This is a genomic window from Nocardia sp. N2S4-5 (assembly GCF_044628355.1).
Lineage (GTDB): Bacteria > Actinomycetota > Actinomycetes > Mycobacteriales > Mycobacteriaceae > Nocardia > Nocardia wallacei_B.
Window position 1 is genome coordinate 5,315,721 of the sequence record NZ_JBIUPM010000001.1, and the last position, 24,269, is coordinate 5,339,989.

Sequence of the window (24,269 nt, forward strand, 5' to 3'; positions counted from 1 at the left end):
TCGCATTGACCAACCCGTCGTCATCGATCCGGATCGGGGCCGTCCGCGACAGCGGTAAGCAGCGCCTGCGCAACGGCTCCCAGCGGTTGCGCAAATCCGCGCTGCCCATCGTGCAGTGCGCCGTCGCCGCCGCGCTGGCCTGGTTCCTCGCGCACCGCGTGATCGGCCACCCGCAGCCGTTCTTCGCGCCCATGGCCGCCGTCATCTCGATCGGGGTGTCCTTCGGCGCGCGACTGCGGCGCTCGGTGGAACTGGTGGCCGGTGTCGCGGTCGGCATCGGCATCGGCGACTTCTTCATCGCGCGGGTCGGCACCGGGCCGTGGCAGATCGCTCTCGTGGTGGCGTTCGCGATGGCGACGGCGATCTTCCTCGACGGCGGCGCGATCATCCCGATGCAGGCCGCGAGCTCCGCGGTGCTGGTGGCGACGCTGATGCCGCCGCACACCGGCGGCGGCGCGAACCGGATGATCGACGCCCTCGTCGGCGGACTCGTCGGCGTCGTGGTCGTGGCCGCCATCCCGTTGCATCCGGTGCGGCGCGCTCGCCAGCAGGCCGCCGACATCCTTGCGGTGGTCGGCAAGTCGCTCACCGAATGCGCCGACGGGCTGCACGAACAGAACGCCGACAAGGTGCGCCTCGCTTTGGACTCCGTCCGCGGCACGCAACCGCAGATCGACGGGCTGCGCAGCGCGTTGGAAGGCGGCCGCGAGGTCAGCCGCATCTCGCCGCTGTACTGGAATTCGCGCCGGCGCTTGGAAACCATCCGGACCGCCGCCGACCCGCTCGACAACGCCGTCCGCAACACCCGCGTGCTGCTGCGCCGCGCGCTGACCCTGGTGCGCGACGACGAGATCCTCGACCCGCGGCTGATCGACGAGGTGGAAGACCTCGGCAAGGCGATCGATGTGGTGCGTCGCTACATGCTCGCCGATCCGGGCGAACAGCCCGATGCCGCGGAGGCCACCCGGGTGCTGCGCCGAGTCGCCAAGGCCGCCACCAAGGATCTGGTCGGCGGCGCGGGTCTGTCGGCACACGTGGTGTTCGCGCAACTGCGATCCATCGTGGTGGATCTGATGCAGGTCTGTGGAGTGAAGCGGCTGTCGGCGATCGCGCTGCTGCCGCCGACGGTCGACAACCCTTACGTCACTCCTGAGGACTGAGCCGGTTAGCCGTCGAATCGCCCGCGCCCACAGGCGATCTCGACTACGCAGCCGTGCACGTGCATCCGGGCCGACCTGCGAGTGTCCGATTCGAGCTGTGCGACACCGGCTTTGATCTTCGGGTAGTGGACTACTCGTGTACCCGCCCCGCCTCGCTCGTAACGTCGTTCACGACCGCGTCGGCGAGGGGTTGGCGCGGTTGGAACTTCGCGACAGCGGTGGGCACAGCGGTCATATGGTGTGGTGGCCGGCCCGCACTCGAGCGAAGCGGGCCGCTCGATCCTCCGAGATCGGGCGGCCCGACCGGGAGGGGAAAGTAGGGGGAGATCCGGGCGATGGTGCGCGGTTCGGTGGCCGACCTGGTGGGGGGTTTACATCCAGAACCAGGTCAGGCTGCTGCCGTACCGCCACCATCGCCACGGAACTCCGGACAGGTCGAACAGCGTGTCGACGAGCTGATAGAAGGCGTCCCGCAGCGGCGGCACCCCCCACAGCAGCGCGAACAGCAGCAGAAAGCCCCACGGCTTCACCTGATCCAGCGACCGCCGCGTCTGATAACTCAGCGAGGGCTCCAGAATCCCGTACCCGTCGGTGCCCGGCACCGGGATCAGATTCAGCACGGTGGCGATGATCTGCAGATAGGCGAGAAAACTCAGGCCGAACCAGAACGCCGGATGCGATGTGGACGACCCGAACAGCCGCACCACGAGCAACAGCACCACGGCGCACACGGCGTTCACCGCCGGGCCCGCGCCGCTGATCATCCGCTGCGTGCGCGTCGAGAAGCTGCCCGATTGCAGATAGACCGCTCCGCCGGGCAGCGCGATCCCGCCCAGCGCGATGAAGATGATCGGCAGCACGATCGACAACACCGGATGGCTGTACTTCAACGGGTTCAACGTCAGATAACCGCGCAACTCGACCTCGCGGTCGCCCGCCCGCCACGCCGTGAACGCGTGCCCGAACTCGTGCAGGCACAGGCTGACGATCCAGCCGAACACCACCATCACGAACACGCCGAGCTTCGCCCGCGTCGAGGACACGTCGGCATCCCAGGCCAAGGCGCCACCCAGCACCGCGACCACGATGATCAACAGGAACACCGGGCTCGGGCGCACCGCACCCGACATGCGGCGGGCGCCGAACGGACGGCTCATCGGACCAGCAACCAGGGCTCGCTGTGCCGATAGAAACTCGACCGCGGCACCGTCCGGTCGCTGCTGATCCCGTCGCGCGTCACCAGCGCACCCGGCGAACCCAACTGCACCGCGCGGCCCGCCACCCAGCGGCGCTTGCGCAAACCGCGCACCGCCGTGGCGCGCACTCCCGGCTGCTCCAACGTCGGCGAGATATGCAGCGCCCCAACCCTTCCGGTGAACAGCCGGACATCGTCGACGTAGGCCTCGCCCTCCAGCTTGCCGCCGTTCGGGCCGCAGATCGTCGCCCGGCCTACCAGCACCTTGCCGGTGTCGTCGCGGATCAGCGGGGTCTCGGCCGGCTTACCCTCCAGCGCGCGCTTGGCGGCCGCGGAGCCGGTACCGGTCTGATAGGCGCGCGAACCGTAGGTGCGGTCCACCGGCACATAGCCGATCTCCACGCCCAAGCGCTCCGTGCGCAGCAGATGTGTGAGCACCGCCGCCAGCCCGGCATCCTCGCCCAGCACGATCAGCCGCGGCAGGCTGTCGGCGGCCAGCACGGGCAGCAGCTCGTCCAGTTCCGAACCCTCCGGAATGGCCGCCGTCTGCGTGGTCGGCAGGGACGCGAGCGCGATCGGCATCGGGGCGCCGTTGCAGCGGAGAACATGGGTACTCAACCGCGGTACACCCTCCTCGGACCTGGCAACTGCATCGTCCTCGCTGCACTCGGGCGAGCCCCCTTCCGGCTCACCTCCCGAGCCACCATAGCTGTGTTTATTGGCCGCGGCTTCGCCGCGGCGGGTTTGCGGCGCCCTGTGGCTCGGTTGCTGTGTCTTTGGCGCCGCCTTCGGCGTCGCGGGTTTGCGGCGCCCTGTGGCTCGGTTTTCGAGCACCGCTGCTGGCTCCTTCGTCGCTTGCGCAGCGGCGCTCGAAAACCGAGCCGCGCCGCAAACCGGGTGAGGTTGCGTGACGGTGGGGGCTCGGGGTGCCTTTGGGTTTGTGTTTCGTGGGGCTGGGGTGGTTGCGTGATGGTGGGGGCTTGGGGGTGCTTTTGGGTTTGTGTTTCGTAGGGGGGGGTGGGTTGCGTGATGGTGGGGGCTTGGGGGTCTTTTCGGGTTTGTGTTTCGTGGGGCCGGGGTGGGGTTGCGTGATGGTGAGCTTCTTCGGGTGTGGGTGTTCGATCTTGTATTTGTGCTGGTCTTGGTGTGATTTGTGTCATGGGTGGGGTGGGTGGGGGGTGAAAGGTGTTGGGGCGGTTCGCATCCGGTGGGGGTGTGTGGTGCGGGCCACAGTGGGCGCGTCGGCTCGGGAGGGGGCGAGGTGGCATCCATTAGACTGTGCTCCCGGCCACCGCCTCGGAAACGGCAGGTAGCTGCAGCGTCGTGGACGCTGCGCGTCTAACCGTAGGAGACTCCACATGCCGGCAATCGTCCTGATCGGCGCCCAATGGGGCGACGAGGGTAAGGGCAAAGCTACCGACTTGCTCGGCGGTCGAGTCCAATGGGTTGTGCGCTATCAGGGCGGCAACAATGCCGGTCATACCGTGGTGCTGCCCAATGGGGACAACTTCGCGCTGCATCTCATCCCTTCGGGGATTCTCAGCCCGGGGGTGACCAATGTGATCGGCAACGGGGTGGTTGTCGATCCGGGGGTGCTGCTGGAGGAACTGGCGGGGCTGGAGGATCGCGGTGTGGATACCTCGCGGCTGCTGCTCTCGGCCGACGCGCATCTGATCATGCCGTATCACGTGGCCATCGATAAGGTCACCGAACGCTTTCTCGGGAACAAGAAGATCGGCACGACCGGGCGCGGCATCGGACCCTGCTACCAGGACAAGGTGGCGCGGGTGGGCGTGCGGGTCGCCGATCTGCTGGACGAGAAGATCCTCACCCAGAAGGTCGAGGCGGCGCTGGAATTCAAGAACCAGGTGCTGGTCAAGATCTACAACCGCCGCGCCCTCGACCCGCAGCAGGTGGTCGACGAGGTGCTGACCCAGGCGGAGGGCTTCAAGCACCGCATCAGCGACACCCGGCTGCTGCTGAACCAGGCCCTGGAGGGCGGCGAGACCGTGCTGCTCGAGGGCTCGCAGGGCACGCTGCTCGACGTCGACCACGGCACCTATCCGTACGTCACCTCCTCCAACCCCACGGCCGGGGGCGCGGCGGTGGGATCGGGCATCGGGCCCAACAAGATCGGGGCGGTGCTGGGCATCCTCAAGGCGTACACCACGCGCGTCGGCTCCGGCCCGTTCCCGACCGAGCTGTTCGACCAGTCCGGCGAGTACCTGGCCAAGACCGGCGGCGAGGTGGGCGTGACCACCGGCCGCGCGCGGCGCACCGGCTGGTTCGACGCGGTCATCGCCCGCTACGCCACCCGCGTCAACGGCATCACCGACTACTTCCTCACCAAGCTGGACGTGCTGTCCAGCCTGGACCGGGTGCCGATCTGCGTCGCTTACGAGATCGACGGCGAGCGCGTCGAGCAGATGCCGACCACACAGACCGAGTTCCACCACGCCCGGCCCATCTACGAGGAAATGCCCGGTTGGTGGGAGGACATCTCCGGCGCCCGCACCTTCGCGGACCTCCCGGCCAACGCCCAGGCCTACGTGCTCCGCCTGGAGGAACTCTCCGGGAGCCGCATCTCCTGCATCGGCGTGGGCCCCGGCCGCGACGAAACCATCGTCCGGCACGACGTACTGGGCTGACCTTTCCTCCGGCGCAGTCCGCCGGACCACTGTGCGTTGCCGGACTAATCTTCGAGCCAGACCTTCAGCTAGGCTGAAGGTTGGTGATGGTCGACGTCCGTGCGAAGTCGCGGGAGGTGGCGCCTCGACCGGAGCCGAATGTCGACCGACGAAGTGAGGACAGACCCGTGGGGATTCGGCACTACCTGTATCGCGCACCGTCCGTCTCGGCCGCGGAGGCGATCGACGCCGTCCGCGCCGGGGCGCTGATCGTGGATGTGCGCCGGCAATTCGAATGGAACCGCACCCATATCCCCGGCGCGGTCCACCTACCTTTGGAACAGCTGGCGGACGGATGCGGGGACCTGCCCGACGATCGGCTTCTGATCACCTTCTGCACCGGCGGCCTGCGGTCCTATGGCGCCGCCAACCTGCTCATCGAGTACGGCTTCGAGGCCAAGAACATGTCCGGCGGGCTCGTCGACTGGCGTGCCGCCGGTGGAGCCCTGGAGGCGGAACACCGGCCCGGCTAGTAGCAGGTGAGCGGGGCCAACGGATCGGCGGCGTGCGGGGTGAGGGCGGCGTAGGCGGCGGCGACGGCCTTCACTCCCAGGCGCAGGTCCGATTCCTCCCGCGTGAACGGCAGGCGCAGGAAACGCTCGAAGGCGCCCTGCACGCCGAAACGTGGTCCGGCCGCGAGCAATACGCCGTGATTCGGGGCGGTGGCGGCGAGCGCCGTCGAGACCGGGGCGGGCAACTGGACCCACAGTGACATGCCGCCGACGCCGGGCACCGCACGCCAGTCCGGCAGTTCCTCGGCCAGCGTGCTCAGCAGCGTCTCGCGGCGGCTGCGCAGTTGGTCGCGGCGGCGGGCCAGGATGGTCTCGGCGTGCTCGAGCAGATACACGGTGGCCAGCTGATCCATCACGGGGGTGCCGAGGTCGACCGTCGACCGGGTGCCGAGCAGCTTCGTGATCAGCGTCTGATTGGCCCGCACCCAGCCCACGCGCAGGCCGCCCCAGAACGACTTCGACGCCGACCCGATCGTGACGATCTCCGGCCCGCGCGCGAAAGCGGCTGCGGGCGGCGGGTTTTCACCCTCGAGCTGCTGGTCCACCATGGATTCGTCGACGATCACCGTCATCCGGGTCTCGCGGGCGATGGCGGCGAGTTCGGCCCGGCTCTCGGCATTCATCAGCAGCCCGGTCGGGTTGTTGAAATCGGGTACGAGGTAGGCGGTGCTGGCCGCGGTTTGCCGTGCGGCACTGCGGATTCCGTCGAGATCCCAGGCGGCGCCGGGGCGCTCGGGACGCAGCGGTACGGGCACGGGCCGGGCGCCGACGTCGCGGATCGCCTCGATCGCGTTGGGGTAGGTGGGATGGTCGATGAGGACCCGCTCGGCCGGCGCGGTGAGCACGTTCAACAGCAGCCGCAGGCCGTGCTGGGCGCCGAGGGTGACCAGAATCTGGTCCGGGTCGGTGGGCAGGCCGCGCTCGGTATAGCGGCGCGCGATCGCCTCGCGCAGCGGCAGCACGCCGACCGGGTCCATGCCGTGCGTGCCGAGGTAGATCGGAAGTCCTTGCAGCGCCGCGGAATACGCGTCGCCCATCTCCGGCGGAGCGGACATCGCGGCGTAGGTCAGGTCGACGGCGGGCAGCTCGTTCGGGGACATCATCGCGAGGATGCTGCGCGCGGGCTTGGTGCCGTCGTGGGTGACACCGGCGGGCAGCGCGACCGTGCTCCGCGAACCCTGGCGGCTGATCAGGTAGCCGTTCTCCCGCAGCAGCGCGTACGCCGAGGTGACGGTGGTGCGACTGACGCCGAGGGCGGTGGCGAGGTCGCGCTCGCTGGGGAGGGCGACGCCCAGGGGCGCGCGGCCGTCGTGGATCAGCAGCCGGATGCTCTCCGCCAGTGCGAGATACGCCGGACGGGAGGTGCGCCGCGCGGCGGAGCCGGGCTCGGAATCGTCGTGCCGCCAGCGGCCCAGGTCGCGGGTCAGGGTGGCCGCGCTGATCACACGTAGTGCCATGCAGGCCAGTATTGCGATATTGGCTATGTATTTCAAGTCCAGCGCGGCGCACGCTGGAGGCCATGACCGCACTTCTCCTGGGCCGGTCTCCACCCGTCTTTCCGGTCGTCGCGGAAATCGAGCCAGTATCGCATCAGTGGATATTTGATACGGGTCCAGTTGGTCGCACGCTGGGGCTATGCTCTCCTTCCTCGCTTCCCTGGCAGTCGTCGTGATCTTCGCGGTCATGGTGTATCGGTACGCACCCCGGCGTGCCGATCGCACCGCCGAACTGTTCGAGCGATATCGCCCGCACGCACCGATGGCCGACTGGTCCATGGCCTATGGCGATGATCGGCGGCAGTACGCGGAGCTGACCGCCATCCGGGCGCACCGCGAATCGGAGACGGCCGGTGAACGCCGACGGTAGCTGTCGGTGCGACGGTGCACACTGGGCACATGCTGCGTTCGGACCGGCCCGTCGCCGGGGCGCTCTTCGATACCGTGATCGGCGCCTGCGCGATCGCGTGGACCGACATCGGTGTGGTGCGGTTCCTGCTCCCCGAGGCCACCGCCGCCGCTACCCGGTCCCGGTTGCTCGGCCGCGGTTCCGGCGTGCGCGAGGAGGAGCCGTCCGGGCCGATGGCCGAGGCCGTCGCCGGTGTCCGGGCACATCTGTGCGGCACCCTGGACGATCTGCGCTGGATCCCGTTGGACCAGAACGAAAGCCCCGAATTCCACCGCGCGGTCTACGACATCACCCGCGCCATCGACCCCGGCCGCACCCTGAGCTACGGCCAGGTCGCCGCGCGAATCGGCGCCCCCGGCGCCGCCCAGGCAGTCGGACAAGCCTTGGGCCACAACCCCATCCCCCTGATCGTCCCCTGCCACCGCGTTCTCGCCGCCGACCACGCCCTGCACGGCTTCTCCGCCCCCGGCGGCCTCACCACCAAACAACGCCTACTCGAAATCGAACGCACCCCAGGCTTCGGCGAACCCACCCTCTTCTGAGCCCTCTGGCTGGAAGCCTTACTTCGCGGGTGGGGGAGTGCCTGGGGTGAGGGCGTTCTGGATGCCCTCGGTGGTGCGGTTCACGCCGTCGACCAGTTCACTGGGGACGGCGTCGGGGACCGGGGCGCTGAATTCGCCGATTCGGACGCTGCGGGGTGCGGGAGGTTCGGGGGCCGGGGGTTGGTCCGGCTTCTTTTCCGGGCGCGGCTTGGCCTGTGGGGCCGGGGCGGTGTTCTGCGGTGCGGCCGAACGGAAGTCGGCGGGCTCGTCGGTGCCCGGCTCGGTGGGTTGCTTCGGGGTCGTCACGCCCGGCTGCCCCGGTCCTGCCACGGCGGCGGGCGCGCCCGCGCAGGCCAGTGCGACGGCCAAAGGCAACGCGGCCAGTCCGGCCCGAATTACCGCCTTCACGTTGCGGTTACGACGTATCACGTCGATGCACCACCCTTATCCGCTGCTGCGGGGCGGCGACCACTGCCGCCCGCCCAGATCGTAGCGGGCGCAACGGCTTATGCCCACCGATCCGCCGGGTCAAACCTCGAGTTTCGAATCACGCACAGCCCGCGCCGCGTCAGCCGCGCTGCTTGCCGCTGGGCGGCTCACCGCGCATGAGTTCGGCCAGCGCCTCGCGGTCGGTTACGTCGAGCTTGATGCAGGCACGGTAGAGGTGCCCCTCGACGGTCCGGACCGAGACGGTGAGCCGGTCGGCGATCTGCCGGTTGGTCAGCCCCGCCGCGACCAGATTGGCGATCTCGCGCTCGCGGGCGGTCAGCGGCAACGGCTGCGCGGACTGCCGCAATGCCGGGGTGCTGGCCCCGCCGCACGCCGCCGCCAACCGATTCGCGGTCGCCGCCGACTCCAGCAGGCGTCGTCGGTCGCCGGACCGCTCGTGCGCCGAGGCCGCCTGCGCCGCCGCGTCCGCCGCGGACAGCAACGACCCGATCGCCTCGAATTCCGCTGCGGCGGAGTCCAATCCGGGGCCGTCGTTGGAGGCGACCGCGACCGCGTGCCGGGCCTGCGCCTGGACCAGCCGACCGTCGATGCGGGCCGCGATGTCCGCCAACCGCCCGGCCACGCTGTGGTCGCCGAAGCGGGCCGCGGTGTGCAGCGCCATCGCCTCGATGGCGTGCTGGTTGGAGCGGGCGGCGCCGTCGGCGGCTGCGATGGCCAGCCGGACGGCCGGGGTGACGGTGCCCTCGGCGGCGGCCTGCCAGGCGCGGGCGATGTCGAGTTGCGGTTCGTACACTGCGGAGTGCCGCCCGCCGCGACGATCGGCCTCGGTGATGACCTCCTTGGCCTCGGCGGCGCGGCCGAGCGCCGAATACGCTTCCGCCAGACGCACTCTCGCGGGGAACATCCACGCCGCGGCGCCCTCGGCGGTCAGCGCGGCCAAGGCCTGCTCCAGATTCTCGACCCCGTCGGGGAACCGCCCCCGGGCGACATCCACGGTGCCCTGCAAGATCTTCGACAGCCCCCAGGCCAGGTACTGACCGGGCGCCGAATAGCCGAAGTGCGACGAGGCGCACCGCTGGGCGGCCTCCAGATCTCCGGTGAAGGTCAGCGCCAGCACCTCGGCGTGCGTGGACATGAACCGGTTCAGGCCGTCGATGTGCGATTCGACCTCGTGCCCGCGGGCCGCGTAGGTGCGGGCCGCCTCGCCGCGACCCATCAGCGCCAGCGCCAAGCCGCCGCCGAACGACGCCCACCACACCGCCCACGGCGGCGATTCGCCATCCGACATCACCGTGTCGGCGTCGATGAAGGCGTCCTCCAAACGGTTTTCGTTGACCGCGCACGCGGACGACAGCCCCCGCAGCGTCAGCGCCAGCTTCGGATGCGCGACCTTGTCGCGCACCAGGGCCAGCACCTCGTCGGCGCGGTCGGCGTCCCCCATCGACCACAGCAGGTTGGACACCCGGGTGCTGCCCCAGCGCACCAGTTGCAGCTCGTTGAGCTGGTCCGGGTCGAAGCTGGCCAGGGTGCGCTCGGCCTCGATACGGTGCCCCTGGTAGAGCAGCGCGCGGGCGAGCAGGTCTGCGGACTCGACACCGCCGCGGCGCTCCACGGCCGCGCGGGCGAACCGCTCGCCGAGCGGGATGTTGGCCAGCCCGATGGCGTCCGCGGCCGCCGCCTCGAACAGTTCCAGATCGGCGGATTTGTCGCTGTCCAAAGCCAATTCGGCGAGCCGGATGCGATCGGACGCGGATTTGATCGGCCGCTCCCGCAGCGACGAGTACAGCCGCCCGCGCAACCGGCGGGCCGACGCGATGCCCAGCCGCCGCCGGATCACCTCGCCGAACAGCGGATGGTTGTAGCGCACCAGCAGCTGGTGGGAATTCTCGACAATCCTTACCAGGCCGCGAGTTTCGGCCGCCTCGACCGCTTCCTCACCCGCCAGCTCGGCGAGCACGTCCAGATCGATCGGCTCGCAGAAGGTGAGCAGCTCCAGCACCCGCAGCACGTCCTCGGGCAACTGCTCGACCCGATCCTCCAGCAGCGCAGCCAATTCCGAGGTGACGGCGGCCCGCCCGCGCAGCTGCCACACGCCGTTGACCTGCTTCAGCGTGCCGACTTCCAGCGCGCCCTCCACCAAATGCCTTAGGAACAGGGCATTTCCGCCCGACGACTCCCACATCAGGTTGGCGGTGAAACCCTCCAGCTGCCCGCCGAGCATCGACTCGACGAGTTCGACGCTCTGCCGTTCGCTGAAGGGGGACAGGTCGATTCGCAGCAGGTGGCCGTCTTTCCACAGCGAGGTCACCGCGTCGGGCACCTGCACCCCGCTGCGCACGGTGCACACGATGCGCGCCGCCTTGTCGATGGCCAGCTGCAACAGCAGCGTCGCCGACAACTGGTCCAGCAGGTGGGCGTCGTCGACACCGATGATGGTGTGCCCGTCGGCCAGCAGCGCCTCGCGCGCCGCGGCCATGAACGTCACCGGATCGTGCGCGGTGTAGACGCCGACCATGTGGGCGAACACGCCGAGCGGGATGCTGCGGGCGGATTCGGTCCCCGCCACCCATCTGATGTTCCCGCCCACCGCGGCCGTCGCCTGGCGCGCCAGCGTCGTCTTCCCGACGCCGGCGTCGCCGGTCAGCACGGCGCCGACGAATTCGGTACCGGTGAGTGCCGCGCGGATCGACTCGAGTTCGTTCCCGCGTTCGATCATCGGCCAATTCCGAGGCATGCGAATTACTTTAGTGCCTCAGCGATCGTGGGCGGCGCGAACCAAGCCCGAACGGACCGTGCCAGATCCAGGGTGAATGTTCACCTGCTATCAACGGCCCGGACGACCATACGCCTGCAATTGGTCAACCGACCATGCCATCCGCTGTCAGCTCGGCGGGATCGGCGGGGTGGGCGGCGAACCCGCGGCGTCGGGCGGCAGAGTGTTGGGCGGCATTGGGAATTGCGCGGCTCCGGGGAAGGGTTGTGCTCCCGGTCCGGGCCCGCCCTGCGGCCACGGCGGCACACCGGGCGGTGGGTTCGTCGGCCGGTAAGGCGCCGGCCGTGGCGACGCCGAGGGGGCGGGTAGCAGTAGTGCGACAACGGCAGCCAGATTCGTCAGGAACGCCAGGGCGATGAGCCATCGGCCGCCCTCGAGAGCCTCCTCGAGCCCCCCGTCGGGCGACCACCCTCGGCTTCCGCCGATCAACATTATGGCGGCATGCAGGAACAATCCGCCGGTGCCGAGCCCTGCCAGCGTCCGCGCCGTCGGCTGGTCTTTCACCAGCAGCATGACCGTACCCGTCACGGCCGTCAGGGCCGCCACGGCCAGGGCCACCAGGGAAAGATCGGAATCATAGGGCCAGTGCCGAGCCGACACCACGAAAGGCTCGGCGATATCCGCGACCACGGTCGAGATCAACGCGACGAGCGCCACCACGGTCGCGGCGGATCGCCGACTCGTCCGGGGCGCCGCCGGATACGCCGGAGGGGGCGGTGCCCAGGGCATCTGCTGCGGCACCGGGTGGCCGGGATGTGGGGGCGGTCCCGACATCCCGGCCCGATACGGATCGACCATTTGCGGCTCCCCCTGTGGATCGGCGACTCTCGCAGCCTAGAGGGTCCCGGAATGTCCCCGCAGGCGCGCAGCCCGAAGTCCCTCAGCCGCAAGGCAACTGGAAGATCGCTATGCCCAGACCTGTTCGATCGGCGTGGCCTCCGACGGCGGCGGGGTGGGAATGCCGCCCGGCGTGCGGGAGAACCGCGGGGCCGGGGCGTGCTGCACGACGCCGTCGATCTCCACCAGCGACTCGCGGGCGGTGATGTGCTCGTTCGCGGTCGCCTCGGTGAGCGTGAGGACCGGAGTGACGCAGGCGTCGGTGCCGTCGAAGACGGCTGCCCACTCGTCGCGGGTCTTCGTCTTGAACTTCTCCGTGAACAGCTTGCGCAGTTGATCCTGGCCGTTCGGGTCGATCTGCGCGGGCAGGCCCTCGGGCTCGATCTCGAGGCCCTTCAGGAACTCGGCGTAGAACTGGGGCTCGATGCAGCCGACCGCCATGTACTTGCCGTCGGAGGTCTCGTAGGTGTCGTAGAACGCCATGCCGGTATCGAGCAGGTTGGTGCCGCGCTCGTCGGACCACAGGCCCACCCCGCGCATGCCCCAGATCATGTGCGACAGCGACAGCGCGCCGTCGATCATCGCGGCATCGATGACCTGCCCCTTACCGGAACTCTGCCGCTCCACCAGCGCCGCCAGGATGCCGAACACCAGGAACATCGAGCCGCCGCCGAAGTCGCCGACCATGTTCAGCGGCGGCACCGGCCGCTCACCTTTGCGGCCGATGGCGTTCAGCACGCCGGTCAGCGAGATGTAGTTGATGTCGTGGCCCGCGCGGTCGGCGAGCGGGCCGTGCTGGCCCCACCCGGTCATGCGGCCGTACACCAGGCGCGGGTTGCGTTCCAGGGCCGCGTCGGGGCCCAGGCCCATGCGCTCGGTGACGCCCGGCCGGAAGCCCTCGATCAGCACATCGGCCTTCTCGATCAGGCCCAGCACCCGCTCGATGTCGGCGGCGTCCTTGAGGTTGGCCTCGACGATCGTGCGGCCACGCCACTGCGGGCGCTCCATGAACCCCGGCAGCATGCCGGGCCGCTGCACCCGCACCACGTCCGCGCCCAGATCCGCGAGCAGCAGCGCCGCGTGCGGGCCGGGGCCGATACCGGCCAGTTCAACAACTCGGATGCCCGCCAGCGGGCCCTGCTTCGTGGCTGCGGATGGAGTGCTCACGCCCTACCTCGGTTCGTCGTCGATCCCGTTCTACCGGAGCACAGCCCGGTATTGTCAGTATGACAATAACGTCGGAGGTGACGACGACAGGGTGCCGCCGCCCGCGGCCTACTCGATCACCGGCAGCGGAACGGTATCGGCGGGCGCGGGTTTCGGTAGATCGCGGCGGTCGAGCCGCAGCGTCGGCGGCTCCCCGGTCCGGATCGGCAGCGTGGGCGCGGGTTCCTCGTGGGCCGCGCGCACCTTCACCGGCAGCCGGTAGAAGGCGCGGGCGTTGTCCTCGAGCACCTTGTACATGTCCGTGCCGACGGCATCGGCGATCAGTTCGATATCCGAATCCCGGAACGGCCGACCGGCGCGGGTGCCGGGCAGGTCGGAGCCGAACATCAGCGCGCCGGGGTTCACCGTGTGGATCCGCCGCATCGCCGACACCACGTTCATCGACACCCGGCCGAATCCCGACGCCTTCACCCGGGCGCCCCGGTCGACCAGGTTCAGCAGGTACGGCAGGCAGTCGTCGGACATACCCATGTGGTCGATCGACAGCGCCGGCAGTTTGGAGATCACCGGCTCCAGCGAACCCAGCATCGACCCGTCGATGTACAGCTCGACGTGCCAGCCGGCGATGTCGTGCGCCCGCAGCGCCGCCATGGTCAGCGTCACGATGTCGCCGGCAGCTCGCTTGAGGTTGAACCGCAGCGCGCGCACGCCCGCCCGGTCCAGCTCGGCGATCTGTTCGTCGGAGGCATCGGGATCCGGGTTCAGCACACCCACCCAGTTCGGCCCGAGTTCGGCCAGCGCGGCCCGCATGAAGCCGGTATCGGTGCCCTGGAACGACGCGCTGACCACGGCGCCACCGTCGATGTCGAAGCGCGACATGCGCTTTCGATAGTCGGCGATGGTGTAGGGCCGCGGCAGGTAGCCCTCGTTCTCGCTCAGCGGGAACCGCGGATCGATGAGGTGGACATGGGCATCGAACACGTGATCAGCATGCCTCACAACGGTGACGAATGCGTAAGCCGTGGTAACGGCCGTGCGTTTGTCTCAGGCTTTGTGCGGTTCGCTGGCGGCGAGCATCTCGTGCCGCTCGACCACCTTGACGCGCTCGCGGCCCTGCGGCTCGCCGAGCGACCGCTCGTGCGCGTCCAGCCGGTACCAGCCCGCCCAGGTGGTGAACGGGATGCCCTTCTCCTCCAGCCACGTGGTCACGGCCTCCGGCTCGCGCTCGGCGGCGGGGGTGAAGTTCGCGGCGTCGTCGAGCAGACAGGCGATGGTCTCGTTGGCGTCGCCCTTGGTGTGGCCGATCAGGCCGACGGGGCCGCGCTTGATCCAGCCGGTGACGTAGGTGGCGGGCACGAATCGCTGCGCCGGATCGTCGGCGTTGTCGTCGGCGAGGACCCGGCCCGCCTCGTTCGGGACGGTGCCGGCCTGCTCGTCGAAGGGCAGCTGCGGGATGTTCTGCGACAGGTAGCCGACGGCCCGGTACACGGCCTGGACGTCCCACTCGTTGTAGTCGCCGGTGCCCTTCACGTTGCCGGTGCCGTCGAGCTGGGTGCGCTCGGTGCGCAGCCCGACGACCTTGCCGTCCTCGCCGAGGATCTCGTGCGGCGATTCGAAGAAGTGCAGGAACAGCTTGTGCGGCCGATTGCCGACGTCGCGGATCGCCCACTGCTCCAGCGTGTTGCAGACCATGTCGACCTGCTTGGAGTGGCGGCGGGCGGCCTCGGAGCCCTCGTCGTAGTCGATGTCCTCGGGGTCGACGATGACCTCGATGGTCGGCGAGTGGTCCAGCTCGCGCAGCTCCAGCGGCGTGAACTTGGCCTGCGCGGGACCGCGGCGGCCGAACACGTGCACCTCGAGCGCCTTGTTGTGCTGGAGGCCCTCGTAGACGTTCGGCGGGATCTCGGTCGGCAGCAGTTCGTCGCCGGTCTTGGCGAGCACGCGCGCCACGTCGAGCGCGACGTTGCCGACGCCCAGCACGGCCACCTTCTCGGCGTCGAGAGGCCAGGAACGCGGCACGTCGGGGTGGCCGTCGTACCAGGAGACGAAGTCGGCGGCGCCGTAGGAGCCGTCCAGATCGATGCCGGGCACGGGCAGGGCACGGTCGGCGTTGGCGCCGGTGGAGAAGATCACCGCGTCGTAGAACTGCCGCATGTCCGACAGGGTGATGTCGGTGCCGTAGTCGATGTTGCCGAGCAGTCGTACCTGCGGCTTGTCGAGGACCTTGTGCAGTGCGGTGACGATGCCCTTGATGCGCGGATGGTCGGGAGCGACCCCGTAGCGAATGAGCCCGAACGGTGCGGGCATCCGCTCGTACAGGTCGATGCTCACCTCGGCATCGGACTTCATCAGGGCGTCGGCGGCGTAGATTCCGGCCGGTCCGGCGCCCACGATCGCAATGCGCAGTGGGTTGGTCGCACTGTATTCCGTCATTCTTACGCGCACCCTCTGGTAGAGAACTCTGTCGTCATGTACTCAGCCGCGTTGTTCAGCCGTCCTTCTTAGCTTAGGCTAAGTTGACGCATGGGCCGGGCCGCACCCCGCCGATCCGACATCCGCTCGATGCTGCTTCGTTGCTGTCCGGGATGTGGTCCGGACCCGGCCTGGGCCGGGCATTCTGTTGAGTCTATCGGTGGTCGTCGTGATCGTTATTCCCGGGATCCGCCGGGAAATGCCGATGTGATCTGCGGCACTCCGGCCCACCAGGGATGATCGACGCATGACCGACGCCGACGAGCCGACCCCGATCGACCAGCGCGACAGCATCAAGTCCCCGGTCCCGTTCCTGGCGGCCGCGGTGGTGGCGGTGCTGGTGCTCGCGGGCATCGTCGCGCTCGCGCTGACCCGGCCGGCTGAGAAGAATCTCACAGACGCCGACCGAGTCGCGATCGCGGCGCGCGATTTCGCCACCGCGCAGGCGGATTCGAATGCCGACCGCCGCGCCACGACCGCCTGCCGCGGCTTCGATGCCGCCCGTTCGCCCCTGGGGCCGGACGCCGTCGGCAAGGAGGTCGAGATCGTGAAGGTCGCCGACACGGCCGTCGAGGGCGACCACGCCCGGGCCGCGGTGACCAGCCGGATCGACGGCCGCGAAACCACGTCGACCTGGAGTTTGACCCGTGCCGACGGCACCTGGCTGGTCTGCGACCGGCCGTGAACGGAGGTTTGACATGCGACCTCGTGACCGGGCACTCTCAATTTCAGGTCATGAGCGCCAGCGCCAAGCCCCGGCTCGCTGGTCGGCAACCCTCCTCCGCGGTGGGGTGCTCCGGGTGACGACCTGGCCACGCATCGGTGTCCTCACGGTGCGGCAAGTGCGGATTCTCAGGAGGTGCGAGAAGTGAGTTATGCGGGCGACATCACCCCGAAGCAGGCGTGGGATCTATTGCGCGACAATCCCGATGCGGTTCTGATCGACGTGCGGACCGAGGCCGAGTGGCGGTTCGTCGGGGTGCCGGACACCAGCTCGATCGATCGGCCGACGGCGCTGATCGAATGGGTCGACGGGACGGGCGCGCCCAACGCGGCGTTCGTCGATCAGCTGAAGCAGGTGCTGGCCGAGCGGGATCCGGACGGCGACGCCCCCGTGATCTTCCTCTGCCGGTCGGGGCAGCGCTCCATCGGCGCCGCGACCGCGTCGACCGCGGCCGGTTTCGCACCGTCGTTCAACGTGCTCGAGGGCTTCGAGGGTCCGCTGGATCCGCAGGGGCATCGCGGCGGCGCGGGCTGGCGCGCCCTCGGACTCCCGTGGCGGCAGTCGTGATCACGGGCGGCGCGTTCGACAAGCCGCTGCCCGAGGGCGTGGGTCCCGCGACCCTGAGCGTGCGCGGCGGGCTGCGGCGGTCCGGGTTCGAGGAGACCGCCGAGGCGCTGTACCTGTCCTCCGGTTTCGTGTACGAGAGCGCCGAGGCGGCCGAGGCCGCGTTCACCGGCGACGTCGAGCATTTCGTCTACTCGCGCTACGGCAACCCGACGGTCGCCATGTTCGAGGAGCGGATGCGCCTGATCGAGGGGGCCGAGGCGTGTTTCGCGACCGCCAGCGGCATGTCGGCCGTCTTCACCGCGCTCGCGGCGCTGCTGGGCGAGGGCGATCGGCTGGTGGCGGCGCGCAGCCTGTTCGGGTCCTGTTTCGTGGTCTGCAACGAGATCCTGCCGCGCTGGGGCGTGGAGACCGTGTTCGTCGACGGCGAGGATCTCGACCAATGGGAGGAGGCGCTGTCGCAGCCCACCCAGGCCGTGTTCTTCGAGACGCCCTCCAACCCGATGCAGACCTTGGTCGACGTCCGGCGGGTGTCCGAGCTGGCGCACGCCGCGGGCGCGAAAGTGGTGCTGGACAACGTCTTTGCCACCCCGCTGCTACAGCGCAGCCTGGATCTGGGCGCCGACATCGTGGTGTATTCGGGCACCAAGCACATCGACGGCCAGGGCCGGGTGCTGGGCGGCGCCATTCTGGGCCCGCACGACTACATCGACGGCCCGGTGAAGCATCTCATGCGGCACACCGGCCCGGCGCTGAGCGCGTTCAACGCCTGGACCCTGCTGAAGGGGCTGGAGACCATGCCGCTGCGGGTGCGCCAGTCCGCGGAGTCGGCGCTGCGGGTGGCCGAGTTCCTGGAGCGGCATCCCGCCGTGTCCTGGACGAAATATCCCTTCCTGCAATCACATCCGCAGTACACGCTGGCGCGGGAGCAGATGTCGGCGGGCGGTACCGTCGTCACCTTCGAACTCGCGTCCGGCAGCGGTGACGACGCGGCGAAGAAGCGCGCGTTCGAGGTGCTGAACCGGCTGCGGGTCGTCGACATCTCCAACAATCTCGGCGACGCCAAGACCCTGATCACGCATCCGGCCACCACCACCCATCGGGCGATGGGGCCGGAAGGCCGTGCGGCCGTGGGGATTACCGACGGCGTGGTGCGGATCTCGATCGGCCTGGAGGACGTGGAGGATCTGCTCGGGGATCTGGAACAGGCGCTGAGCTGATCGGAAGTCCCAGTCGGCGTCCTCGGTCTGCTGCTCGAAGTGCATTGACAGTATGCTGTCAAATATGACAGCATACTGTCATGATGAAGACAGTGCACATGGCCGTTTACGACACGTTCGCCGATTGGGAGGTCGGGCACGCCACCGCGCACATCAACCGGTCGCTGTGGCAGCGCGAGCCGGGGGCCTGGCAGGTGCGGACGGTCGGCGCGACGCTGGATTCGGTCGTGTCGGCGGGCGGGATGCGGGTCGTTCCGGATATCACGCTGGAGGAGCTGTCGTCGGCCGACAGTGCGATGCTGCTCCTGCCGGGCGCCGACACGTGGGTCACGGGCGATCTGACCGCCTTCGGCCGCAAGGCGCGCGAATTCCTGGCGGCGGGCGTGCCCGTGGCGGGGATCTGCGGGGCCACCTTCGGTTTGGCGACGGAAGGGCTGCTCGACGACCGTGCGCACACCAGTAACGACGCGAGTTTCCTTGCCATGAGCGAGTATTCGGGCGGCGCGCGCTATGTCGCCGAGCCTGCGGTGACGGCCGGAGATCTCATCACGGCCACCGGTACTCGGCCGGTCGACTTCGCGCGGGCGGTGCTGGCGCGGTTGGATGTCTACGAGCCGCACGTGCTCGACGCCTGGTACGCGCTCTACGGGAACAACGATCCGCAGGGCTTCTACACGCTGGCCGAGTACGAGCAGCAGCGTGCGGTGCCCGAGACCGCCGCGCGCGGATGACCCGCACCGACCAGGACCTGTTCGCCACCGCGGCGGTCACCACCTTCAAACTGAACGGCCAATTCCTCGCCGTCGCAGAGGAATTGGCCCGTCCCGCGGGCATTACCGTGGCATGGTGGCAGGTCTTGGGCGCCATCCTGCGCGAGCCGCTACCGGTCGCCGGAATCGCCCGGGAGATGGGCCTCGCCCGCCAGAGCGTGCAACGCATCGCAGATCTGTTGGTAGCCAAGGGTTTCGCCGAGTACCACCCCAATCCCGCCCACCGTCGCGCCAAACTGGTCGCCGTCACCGAGGCCGGTCACAATGCCGTCCGCCGCATCAACCCCCAGCATGCCGACATGGCGAAACGCCTTGCGGCGGAACTGGGTACCGAGCGGCTGGCACAGATAGCCGACGCCCTCACCGACCTGTCCGCCGCCCTGGACCGCCTCGAGCAGAGCAGGAGTGACGTATTCCTTGTCTTTCCGAAGTAACCATTCACCGTACCGGAATTGACTAGGGTCCCTAGGCTCCTGACCGACTGGTCGGCCTACCTAACCGTTCCGACAACGAACTATCTAGAGTCTATTGTCTCGCGTATTAACTCGACCCATCGTGCAAGGGACTGTGGAGGGGATTCGATTTCCTTGAGCCGTTGTAACACTGCTTCCAGGAACTCTGTTGTAGTGGCGCGGATATCGTTGTCAGACCATGCCAGAACGTGGCTCATCAGCTCCGTTGGAGATTCAATGATGGTTAGATGAACGCCAAGTATCAGATGTGCGTACTCGCCTAATTCATGGATGCTCAACGGTACGTGTTCCGCCGAGAAAACTACAATAAAGGCTCTACTAATGTTTGCTTCAGCGCATGCTTTAATGAAGTTTATGACCTCATGCTTCGGCACAGGCTTAGCTCGGACTTCAACTGATAGTACCGGTGAATCGGCAATGTATGCCTGAACGTCACCAGGTAAATCCCGAGAAGGGTCATTTAATGCGCGAGATCGAATATGCTTATGTCCTACGTCGAATGCGGCTGCGACCAAGGCTTGTGATCGGCGAGGCTTATCAATTGCATCAGCAATGAATTGCTCACTAATTTTCAAAACATCCCACGCCGTAACCACTCCTTTGGGTGCGGCGTAAATTTCGACCCGCGCCTCTTCTTCGATGCCGACTCTGATAAATGCAGCCAAGGCATTTTCGGCCTCCGCCTGATTCATGTGTTCGAGCTTTGCTAATTGCTCGACAAACACCTCAAACTCTGTCGGATCTCTGACTCGGCTAATTACCGACATATGGTCGTACCTGAAGAATGGTTGATTGTTAAGTGGTTCTCTAGTCGTTGTTCGAATAGAGAATCCTAGTTCCTGTGATAATCGAACCAGCACGCCATGGCCAATGCCGCGCTGGCTATACGTTCTTTCGCCGTAGCTTATCTTGATGGAAAGCGGATCTACCCTCGCGTCTGTCGCCTTGGCCAGCAACGCGGTTCCGAGAGCAGGGGTGTACGTTTTAGCTGGCATGGCGAAGGTTCGCCTGGAAAATTCTTCCCACTCGGAAGGCACCAACTGATTTGAGATGGCCCTTTCAAAGGCGCGGCGGAGAACAGCTTCGGCAGCAGTCTTTGATACCTGAATTGGCATACTTAGCTCGCAATATATAAAGTCATGCTTATGATAAGGAGAAGTGGAGTTGTTCGGCTATATTCTGACGGCACTCTGCGTCATCGGTATTGATGTAGCCTAACTGCTGCATCAACGATCTGACAACAACTTTGCCAAGCTCAACCGGCACGGCGTTGCCGAGTTGGCGTTGTGCGTCCGATCGTGTTCCGACAAGCTGAAATTCATCTGGAAATGTCATCAATCGCAGCATTTCGGGAACTCTCAGTCGGCGTGCCCTGGGTTTGCCATCTTCACCTGGCAGGTTTTCCCAATGAAACGGCCCCACCCATGGCCCAGGTTGGGCCTGCAGCGTTGTCGATGGCCTACTGGGGTCAAGGCGCAAGAGAAAGGTCCAGTATCTACTGCGCCACTTGAAAACGTTGCGCCCACCATAGCGATCTGAATGCCACAAATAATTTTGTCCAGGAGGCACCTCTGCGGCCAACTCGCCAAATTCCCCCTCTACAAGCTCGCCGGATTCCGGGGTTCCTGGTAAAAGATTTCCAATAACTTCTCTGGCGGAGATGTAGGGAAGCTTTGTTGGATCAACAATGCGATCTCGTTCGCTCCAGCCGGAATGCGTTGCAGCAGGAAATCTAAAGGGCTTCCCGTCGCGGCGCCCAACGACGAAGACGCGCCGCCGGAGTTGCGGGACGCCGTAATCGGCGGCAAGTAGCACTTTCCATTGCGGATTGTAGCCAAGTTGTGTCAGAGATTTAAGAAGTCGACCAAATTGCTCTTTGTGGGTTTTGTAGGTCAGTCCCTGGACATTTTCAAGTATGAATGCCTCTGGTCGAGATTCGCGGACTATCCTGACATAGTCGTCTAGAAGTGATGCGTTGGGATCTCGGCTCTCCCTCTTCTCTTCAAGCCAGAATCCTGACTTGCTGAATGGAGTACACGGAGGCCCTCCGACGACCAGAACAGGCTCGCCGACGCTAAGGTTCCCTTTATCAAGAAGTTCATCGGTTTCAGTAGTCCGAATATCTCCACATAGCGTCTCCGTCTCGGGAAAGTTTTTGCTTAGCGTCGCAAGCGCAGCCGCGTCATAGTCTGTTGCTACCGCAACTCGGAGTGGCCGTGAAGCATCGCAACCTTCCACGGCCAGGTCAAGACCACCAGCACCGGAGAACAGGCTCACAACGGGCAGCTGCACCCCCATAGCACACTCCCATCTTCTCGACAAGCAAGCATAATGCTTGAGATAAATCAAGACCTCGGCCCGAAGCGGGCCTCATCGGATATCATGGCAGACGGCAATCCTAACCGTCTGCACCGACACGTATGGGCATCGATCCACGAACGGTCTGATCGTCGCTCCTAGAATCCGTCAGTCGACACGGTGGCCTTACATGTAGGTCGATCGAGCCCAGACCCGAACAGGGTAAAGTCGTCACGATCCATAAGGCTCGCTACAGCGGACCACTTGGCCGTGTGTCGCCTGCCACGACTTTGCGGGCTCCGCGTTTCGAACACTAACTGACAAACCTCCGCTCGTCCCGCCAGGATGAGCGGCGTTCTACCTGGTCGCAGCGTATGTGACTTCACCAGCGTGACGCTGTATCGGTCGCCTTGTCAGGCGGAGAACGGGTTGGAGGTGCGGCCTACCAGGTCGGCGACGGAGTCCACGACCGCGGTGGGGCGGTAGGGGTAGTGCTCGACCGAGGCCCGGGTGGAGATGCCCGAGGTGACGAGGATGGTGCGCATACCGGCCTCCAATCCCGCGATCACGTCGGTGTCCATGCGGTCGCCGATCATGACCGAGGACTGGGAGTGGGCGCCGATGCGGCGGAGGGCCGAACGCATCATCAGCGGATTGGGTTTGCCGATGTAGTACGGGTCGCGGCCGGTCGCGCGGGTGATCAGGGCGGCGACCGAACCGGTGGCGGGCAGCAGGCCCTCGCGAGACGGGCCGGTCGCGTCCGGGTTCGTCGCGATGAAGCGGGCGCCGCGCTCGACCAGCCGGATGGCGGTGGTGATCGCCTCGAAGGAGTAGGTGCGGGTCTCGCCGAGGACCACGTAGTCGGGGTCGCTGTCGGTCAGGACGTAGCCGATCTCGTGCAGCGCCGTGGTGAGTCCCGACTCGCCGACCACATAGGCGGTGCCGCCGGGCCGCTGCTCGTCCAGGAAGGTCGCGGTGGCCAGGGCCGAGGTCCAGATCGCCTCGGCCGGAATGTCCAGGCCGGTGTGCCGCAGCCGCGCCTGCAGATCGCGCGGGGTGCGGATGGAGTTGTTGGTGAGCACCAGAAACGGGACCTCGGCCGCCTGCAACTCCGTCAGGAACTTGTCGGCGCCCGGCACCAGATGGTCCTCGTGCACCAGCACGCCGTCCATATCGGTCAGGTAGGACAGAATGGGCTCGTCGTCGGCAGTCACCACTCAATTCTGACAGCGCCTCGCCAACCCCGCTCCGCGCGGGCTCTCGGTGGAGGCAACTTATCCGCAACCCGCGTCGTCACGGTCGTTCGCGCATGTGCCGTGAGCGCTGACTAGTGTCGGAGAAGGCCGCGCGAGAAGCGCTGGGGAATGGCCGATGGCAGCCCGGCGCTGCACTCGGTCGACGGGGCCCCGCCCCACAGCACGCAAGCGACGAACAGGAGTGGCGCAGTGAGTGGACTCAAGCTCGGGTACAAGGCGTCGGCGGAACAGTTCGGCCCCCGGGAGCTGGTGGAGCTCGGGGTTCTGGTCGAGGAGCACGGACTCGACAGCGCCACGGTCAGCGACCATTTCCAGCCGTGGCGGCACGAGGGCGGGCACGCGCCGTTCTCGCTGGCGTGGATGACCGCGGTCGGCGAGCGCACCAAGCGGATCCAGCTCGGCACCTCGGTCCTGACCCCCACCTTCCGCTACAACCCGGCCGTGATCGCGCAGGCCTTCGCGACCATGGGATGTCTGTACCCCGACCGCATCATGCTCGGCGTCGGGACCGGCGAGGCGCTCAACGAGATCGCCACCGGATACAAGGGCGAATGGCCGGAGTTCAAGGAGCGGTTCGGGCGGCTACGGGAGTCCGTCGACCTGATGCGTGCCCTGTGGACCGGTGACCGGGTGAGCTTCGAGGGCCAGTACTACAACACGGTCGGCGCCTCCATCTACGACGTGCCCAAGGGCGGCATCCCGATCTACGTCGCCGCGGGCGGTCCGCTGGTGGCCAAGTACGCGGGCCGTGCCGGTGACGGTTTCATCTGCACCTCCGGCAAGGGCATGGACCTCTACACCGAGAAGCTGATGCCGGCGGTCACCGAAGGCGCGGCCAAGGCCGGTCGCACGGTGGACGACATCGACCGCATGATCGAAATCAAGATCTCCTACGACACCGATCCCGAACTCGCACTGGAGAACACGCGCTTCTGGGCCCCGCTGTCCCTGACCGCCGAGCAGAAGCACTCCATCACCGACCCGATCGAAATGGAAGCCGCCGCCGACGCCCTCCCCATCGAGCAGATCGCCAAGCGCTGGATCGTAGCCAGCGACCCCGACGAGGCCGTATCCCTCATCAAGCCCTACATAGACGCAGGCCTGAACCACCTCGTCTTCCACGCCCCCGGCCACGACCAACGCCGCTTCCTCGACCTCTTCCAGCGCGACCTCGCCCCCCGCCTGCGCGCGCTGTAGCCCGAGCGCCGGTCGCCGAAACCCTTGTCGGCGACCGGAACTCCGATCTCTCCACGGCTGGTCCGCG

Annotated in this window: 23 protein-coding genes and 1 riboswitch; of the genes, 11 read left to right on the forward strand and 12 right to left on the reverse strand. The window is 67.2% G+C overall.

Annotated elements, in window-relative coordinates:
• The first annotated feature begins 5 nt into the window (after window positions 1–5).
• The gene (locus tag ACFMRZ_RS24320; RefSeq protein ID WP_280273738.1) at window positions 6–1,160 is read left to right on the forward strand and encodes an aromatic acid exporter family protein; all 1,155 of its coding nucleotides are present in this window, start codon (window positions 6–8) and stop codon (window positions 1,158–1,160) included.
• A 371-nt stretch (window positions 1,161–1,531) separates the two neighbouring features.
• On the opposite strand, the gene ACFMRZ_RS24325 is transcribed toward ACFMRZ_RS24320, so the two are convergent.
• Complete coding sequence (locus tag ACFMRZ_RS24325) at window positions 1,532–2,317, reverse strand: site-2 protease family protein (RefSeq protein WP_280275905.1); 786 nt, start codon at window positions 2,315–2,317, stop codon at window positions 1,532–1,534.
• A complete protein-coding gene (locus tag ACFMRZ_RS24330; RefSeq protein ID WP_400182961.1) occupies window positions 2,314–2,937 on the reverse strand; it encodes a hypothetical protein in 624 nt (207 codons plus the stop codon). Before ACFMRZ_RS24330 ends, ACFMRZ_RS24325 begins: the two co-directional genes overlap by 4 nt.
• A gap of 776 nt (window positions 2,938–3,713) precedes the next feature.
• Between ACFMRZ_RS24330 and ACFMRZ_RS24335 the strand changes: the two genes are divergently transcribed.
• Together ACFMRZ_RS24335 and ACFMRZ_RS24340 are read left to right on the forward strand one after the other, a co-directional pair.
• Window positions 3,714–5,003: an adenylosuccinate synthase gene (locus ACFMRZ_RS24335; RefSeq protein WP_280272798.1), complete on the forward strand. Its 1,290-nt coding sequence runs from the start codon at window positions 3,714–3,716 to the stop codon at window positions 5,001–5,003.
• A gap of 167 nt (window positions 5,004–5,170) precedes the next feature.
• On the forward strand, window positions 5,171–5,515 hold the full coding sequence (locus tag ACFMRZ_RS24340) for a rhodanese-like domain-containing protein (protein ID WP_400180890.1): 345 nt from the start codon (window positions 5,171–5,173) through the stop codon (window positions 5,513–5,515).
• Here ACFMRZ_RS24340 and ACFMRZ_RS24345 read toward each other — a convergent pair.
• A complete protein-coding gene (locus ACFMRZ_RS24345) occupies window positions 5,512–7,011 on the reverse strand; it encodes a PLP-dependent aminotransferase family protein (RefSeq protein WP_400180891.1) in 1,500 nt (499 codons plus the stop codon). The genes ACFMRZ_RS24340 and ACFMRZ_RS24345 overlap by 4 nt on opposite strands.
• A 178-nt stretch (window positions 7,012–7,189) precedes the next feature.
• Here ACFMRZ_RS24345 and ACFMRZ_RS24350 point away from each other — a divergent pair, with 178 nt between their 5' ends.
• Window positions 7,190–7,420 carry a hypothetical protein gene (locus tag ACFMRZ_RS24350; protein WP_400180892.1) on the forward strand — a complete coding sequence of 77 codons (231 nt, stop codon included), beginning with the start codon at window positions 7,190–7,192 and terminating at the stop codon, window positions 7,418–7,420.
• A gap of 29 nt (window positions 7,421–7,449) precedes the next feature.
• Window positions 7,450–8,001 (forward strand): methylated-DNA--[protein]-cysteine S-methyltransferase, encoded by a 552-nt coding sequence (locus ACFMRZ_RS24355; RefSeq protein ID WP_400180893.1) that lies wholly within the window; start codon window positions 7,450–7,452, stop codon window positions 7,999–8,001.
• Between the two features lie 18 nt (window positions 8,002–8,019).
• On the opposite strand, the gene ACFMRZ_RS24360 is transcribed toward ACFMRZ_RS24355, so the two are convergent.
• The 6 genes from ACFMRZ_RS24360 to ACFMRZ_RS24385 all read right to left on the reverse strand — a co-directional run bounded on the left by ACFMRZ_RS24360 (window position 8,020) and on the right by ACFMRZ_RS24385 (window position 15,661).
• A complete protein-coding gene (locus tag ACFMRZ_RS24360; protein WP_400180894.1) occupies window positions 8,020–8,430 on the reverse strand; it encodes a hypothetical protein in 411 nt (136 codons plus the stop codon).
• 139 nt (window positions 8,431–8,569) lie between these two features.
• Window positions 8,570–11,185: a LuxR family transcriptional regulator gene (locus ACFMRZ_RS24365; RefSeq protein WP_280272791.1), complete on the reverse strand. Its 2,616-nt coding sequence runs from the start codon at window positions 11,183–11,185 to the stop codon at window positions 8,570–8,572.
• 147 nt (window positions 11,186–11,332) lie between these two features.
• Window positions 11,333–12,022, reverse strand: coding sequence for a hypothetical protein (locus ACFMRZ_RS24370; protein WP_400180895.1), 690 nt, complete (start codon window positions 12,020–12,022; stop codon window positions 11,333–11,335).
• Between the two features lie 108 nt (window positions 12,023–12,130).
• On the reverse strand, window positions 12,131–13,228 hold the full coding sequence (locus tag ACFMRZ_RS24375; RefSeq protein WP_280272789.1) for a CaiB/BaiF CoA-transferase family protein: 1,098 nt from the start codon (window positions 13,226–13,228) through the stop codon (window positions 12,131–12,133).
• A 108-nt stretch (window positions 13,229–13,336) separates the two neighbouring features.
• A complete protein-coding gene (locus ACFMRZ_RS24380) occupies window positions 13,337–14,209 on the reverse strand; it encodes an amidohydrolase (RefSeq protein WP_280272788.1) in 873 nt (290 codons plus the stop codon).
• A 63-nt stretch (window positions 14,210–14,272) separates the two neighbouring features.
• Window positions 14,273–15,661 (reverse strand): FAD-dependent oxidoreductase, encoded by a 1,389-nt coding sequence (locus tag ACFMRZ_RS24385; RefSeq protein WP_280272787.1) that lies wholly within the window; start codon window positions 15,659–15,661, stop codon window positions 14,273–14,275.
• 286 nt (window positions 15,662–15,947) lie between these two features.
• On the opposite strand from ACFMRZ_RS24385, the gene ACFMRZ_RS24390 reads away from it, so the two are divergent.
• The 5 genes from ACFMRZ_RS24390 to ACFMRZ_RS24410 all read left to right on the forward strand — a co-directional run bounded on the left by ACFMRZ_RS24390 (window position 15,948) and on the right by ACFMRZ_RS24410 (window position 19,412).
• Window positions 15,948–16,385: a hypothetical protein gene (locus ACFMRZ_RS24390; protein ID WP_400180896.1), complete on the forward strand. Its 438-nt coding sequence runs from the start codon at window positions 15,948–15,950 to the stop codon at window positions 16,383–16,385.
• A 46-nt stretch (window positions 16,386–16,431) separates the two neighbouring features.
• Window positions 16,432–16,551, forward strand: a riboswitch (SAM riboswitch).
• A 17-nt stretch (window positions 16,552–16,568) separates the two neighbouring features.
• A complete protein-coding gene (locus ACFMRZ_RS24395) occupies window positions 16,569–16,991 on the forward strand; it encodes a rhodanese-like domain-containing protein (RefSeq protein ID WP_280272785.1) in 423 nt (140 codons plus the stop codon).
• A complete protein-coding gene (locus ACFMRZ_RS24400) occupies window positions 16,988–18,208 on the forward strand; it encodes an O-succinylhomoserine sulfhydrylase (protein ID WP_400182962.1) in 1,221 nt (406 codons plus the stop codon). Before ACFMRZ_RS24395 ends, ACFMRZ_RS24400 begins: the two co-directional genes overlap by 4 nt.
• An 80-nt stretch (window positions 18,209–18,288) precedes the next feature.
• Window positions 18,289–18,939, forward strand: coding sequence for a DJ-1/PfpI family protein (locus ACFMRZ_RS24405; protein ID WP_400180897.1), 651 nt, complete (start codon window positions 18,289–18,291; stop codon window positions 18,937–18,939).
• Complete coding sequence (locus ACFMRZ_RS24410; protein ID WP_400180898.1) at window positions 18,936–19,412, forward strand: MarR family winged helix-turn-helix transcriptional regulator; 477 nt, start codon at window positions 18,936–18,938, stop codon at window positions 19,410–19,412. The genes ACFMRZ_RS24405 and ACFMRZ_RS24410 overlap by 4 nt, the downstream gene beginning before the upstream one ends.
• Window positions 19,413–19,492: 80 nt before the next feature.
• On the opposite strand, the gene ACFMRZ_RS24415 is transcribed toward ACFMRZ_RS24410, so the two are convergent.
• From ACFMRZ_RS24415 to ACFMRZ_RS24425, 3 genes are all read right to left on the reverse strand, one after another.
• Window positions 19,493–20,566 carry a restriction endonuclease, SacI family gene (locus ACFMRZ_RS24415; protein ID WP_400180899.1) on the reverse strand — a complete coding sequence of 358 codons (1,074 nt, stop codon included), beginning with the start codon at window positions 20,564–20,566 and terminating at the stop codon, window positions 19,493–19,495.
• Between the two features lie 28 nt (window positions 20,567–20,594).
• A complete protein-coding gene (locus ACFMRZ_RS24420; RefSeq protein WP_400180900.1) occupies window positions 20,595–21,749 on the reverse strand; it encodes a DNA cytosine methyltransferase in 1,155 nt (384 codons plus the stop codon).
• Window positions 21,750–22,162: 413 nt separating this feature from the next.
• Window positions 22,163–22,921 (reverse strand): HAD-IIA family hydrolase, encoded by a 759-nt coding sequence (locus ACFMRZ_RS24425; protein WP_400182963.1) that lies wholly within the window; start codon window positions 22,919–22,921, stop codon window positions 22,163–22,165.
• 273 nt (window positions 22,922–23,194) lie between these two features.
• Between ACFMRZ_RS24425 and fgd the strand changes: the two genes are divergently transcribed.
• Window positions 23,195–24,202 carry a glucose-6-phosphate dehydrogenase (coenzyme-F420) gene (gene fgd, locus ACFMRZ_RS24430; RefSeq protein ID WP_400180901.1) on the forward strand — a complete coding sequence of 336 codons (1,008 nt, stop codon included), beginning with the start codon at window positions 23,195–23,197 and terminating at the stop codon, window positions 24,200–24,202.
• The last annotated feature ends 67 nt before the right edge of the window (window positions 24,203–24,269 follow it).

Coding starts and splice junctions, on each gene's coding strand:
- ACFMRZ_RS24325 (WP_280275905.1), bottom strand. CDS start 2,317: ATGAGCCGTCCGTTCGGCGCCCGCCGCATGTCGGGTGCGGTGCGCCCG.
- ACFMRZ_RS24330 (WP_400182961.1), bottom strand. CDS start 2,937: ATGCCGATCGCGCTCGCGTCCCTGCCGACCACGCAGACGGCGGCCATT.
- ACFMRZ_RS24335 (WP_280272798.1), top strand. CDS start 3,714: ATGCCGGCAATCGTCCTGATCGGCGCCCAATGGGGCGACGAGGGTAAG.
- ACFMRZ_RS24345 (WP_400180891.1), bottom strand. CDS start 7,011: ATGGCACTACGTGTGATCAGCGCGGCCACCCTGACCCGCGACCTGGGC.
- ACFMRZ_RS24350 (WP_400180892.1), top strand. CDS start 7,190: ATGCTCTCCTTCCTCGCTTCCCTGGCAGTCGTCGTGATCTTCGCGGTC.
- ACFMRZ_RS24355 (WP_400180893.1), top strand. CDS start 7,450: ATGCTGCGTTCGGACCGGCCCGTCGCCGGGGCGCTCTTCGATACCGTG.
- ACFMRZ_RS24365 (WP_280272791.1), bottom strand. CDS start 11,185: ATGCCTCGGAATTGGCCGATGATCGAACGCGGGAACGAACTCGAGTCG.
- ACFMRZ_RS24370 (WP_400180895.1), bottom strand. CDS start 12,022: ATGGTCGATCCGTATCGGGCCGGGATGTCGGGACCGCCCCCACATCCC.
- ACFMRZ_RS24385 (WP_280272787.1), bottom strand. CDS start 15,661: ATGACGGAATACAGTGCGACCAACCCACTGCGCATTGCGATCGTGGGC.
- ACFMRZ_RS24390 (WP_400180896.1), top strand. CDS start 15,948: ATGACCGACGCCGACGAGCCGACCCCGATCGACCAGCGCGACAGCATC.
- ACFMRZ_RS24405 (WP_400180897.1), top strand. CDS start 18,289: ATGATGAAGACAGTGCACATGGCCGTTTACGACACGTTCGCCGATTGG.
- ACFMRZ_RS24410 (WP_400180898.1), top strand. CDS start 18,936: ATGACCCGCACCGACCAGGACCTGTTCGCCACCGCGGCGGTCACCACC.
- ACFMRZ_RS24415 (WP_400180899.1), bottom strand. CDS start 20,566: ATGCCAATTCAGGTATCAAAGACTGCTGCCGAAGCTGTTCTCCGCCGC.
- ACFMRZ_RS24420 (WP_400180900.1), bottom strand. CDS start 21,749: ATGGGGGTGCAGCTGCCCGTTGTGAGCCTGTTCTCCGGTGCTGGTGGT.
- ACFMRZ_RS24425 (WP_400182963.1), bottom strand. CDS start 22,921: ATGGACGGCGTGCTGGTGCACGAGGACCATCTGGTGCCGGGCGCCGAC.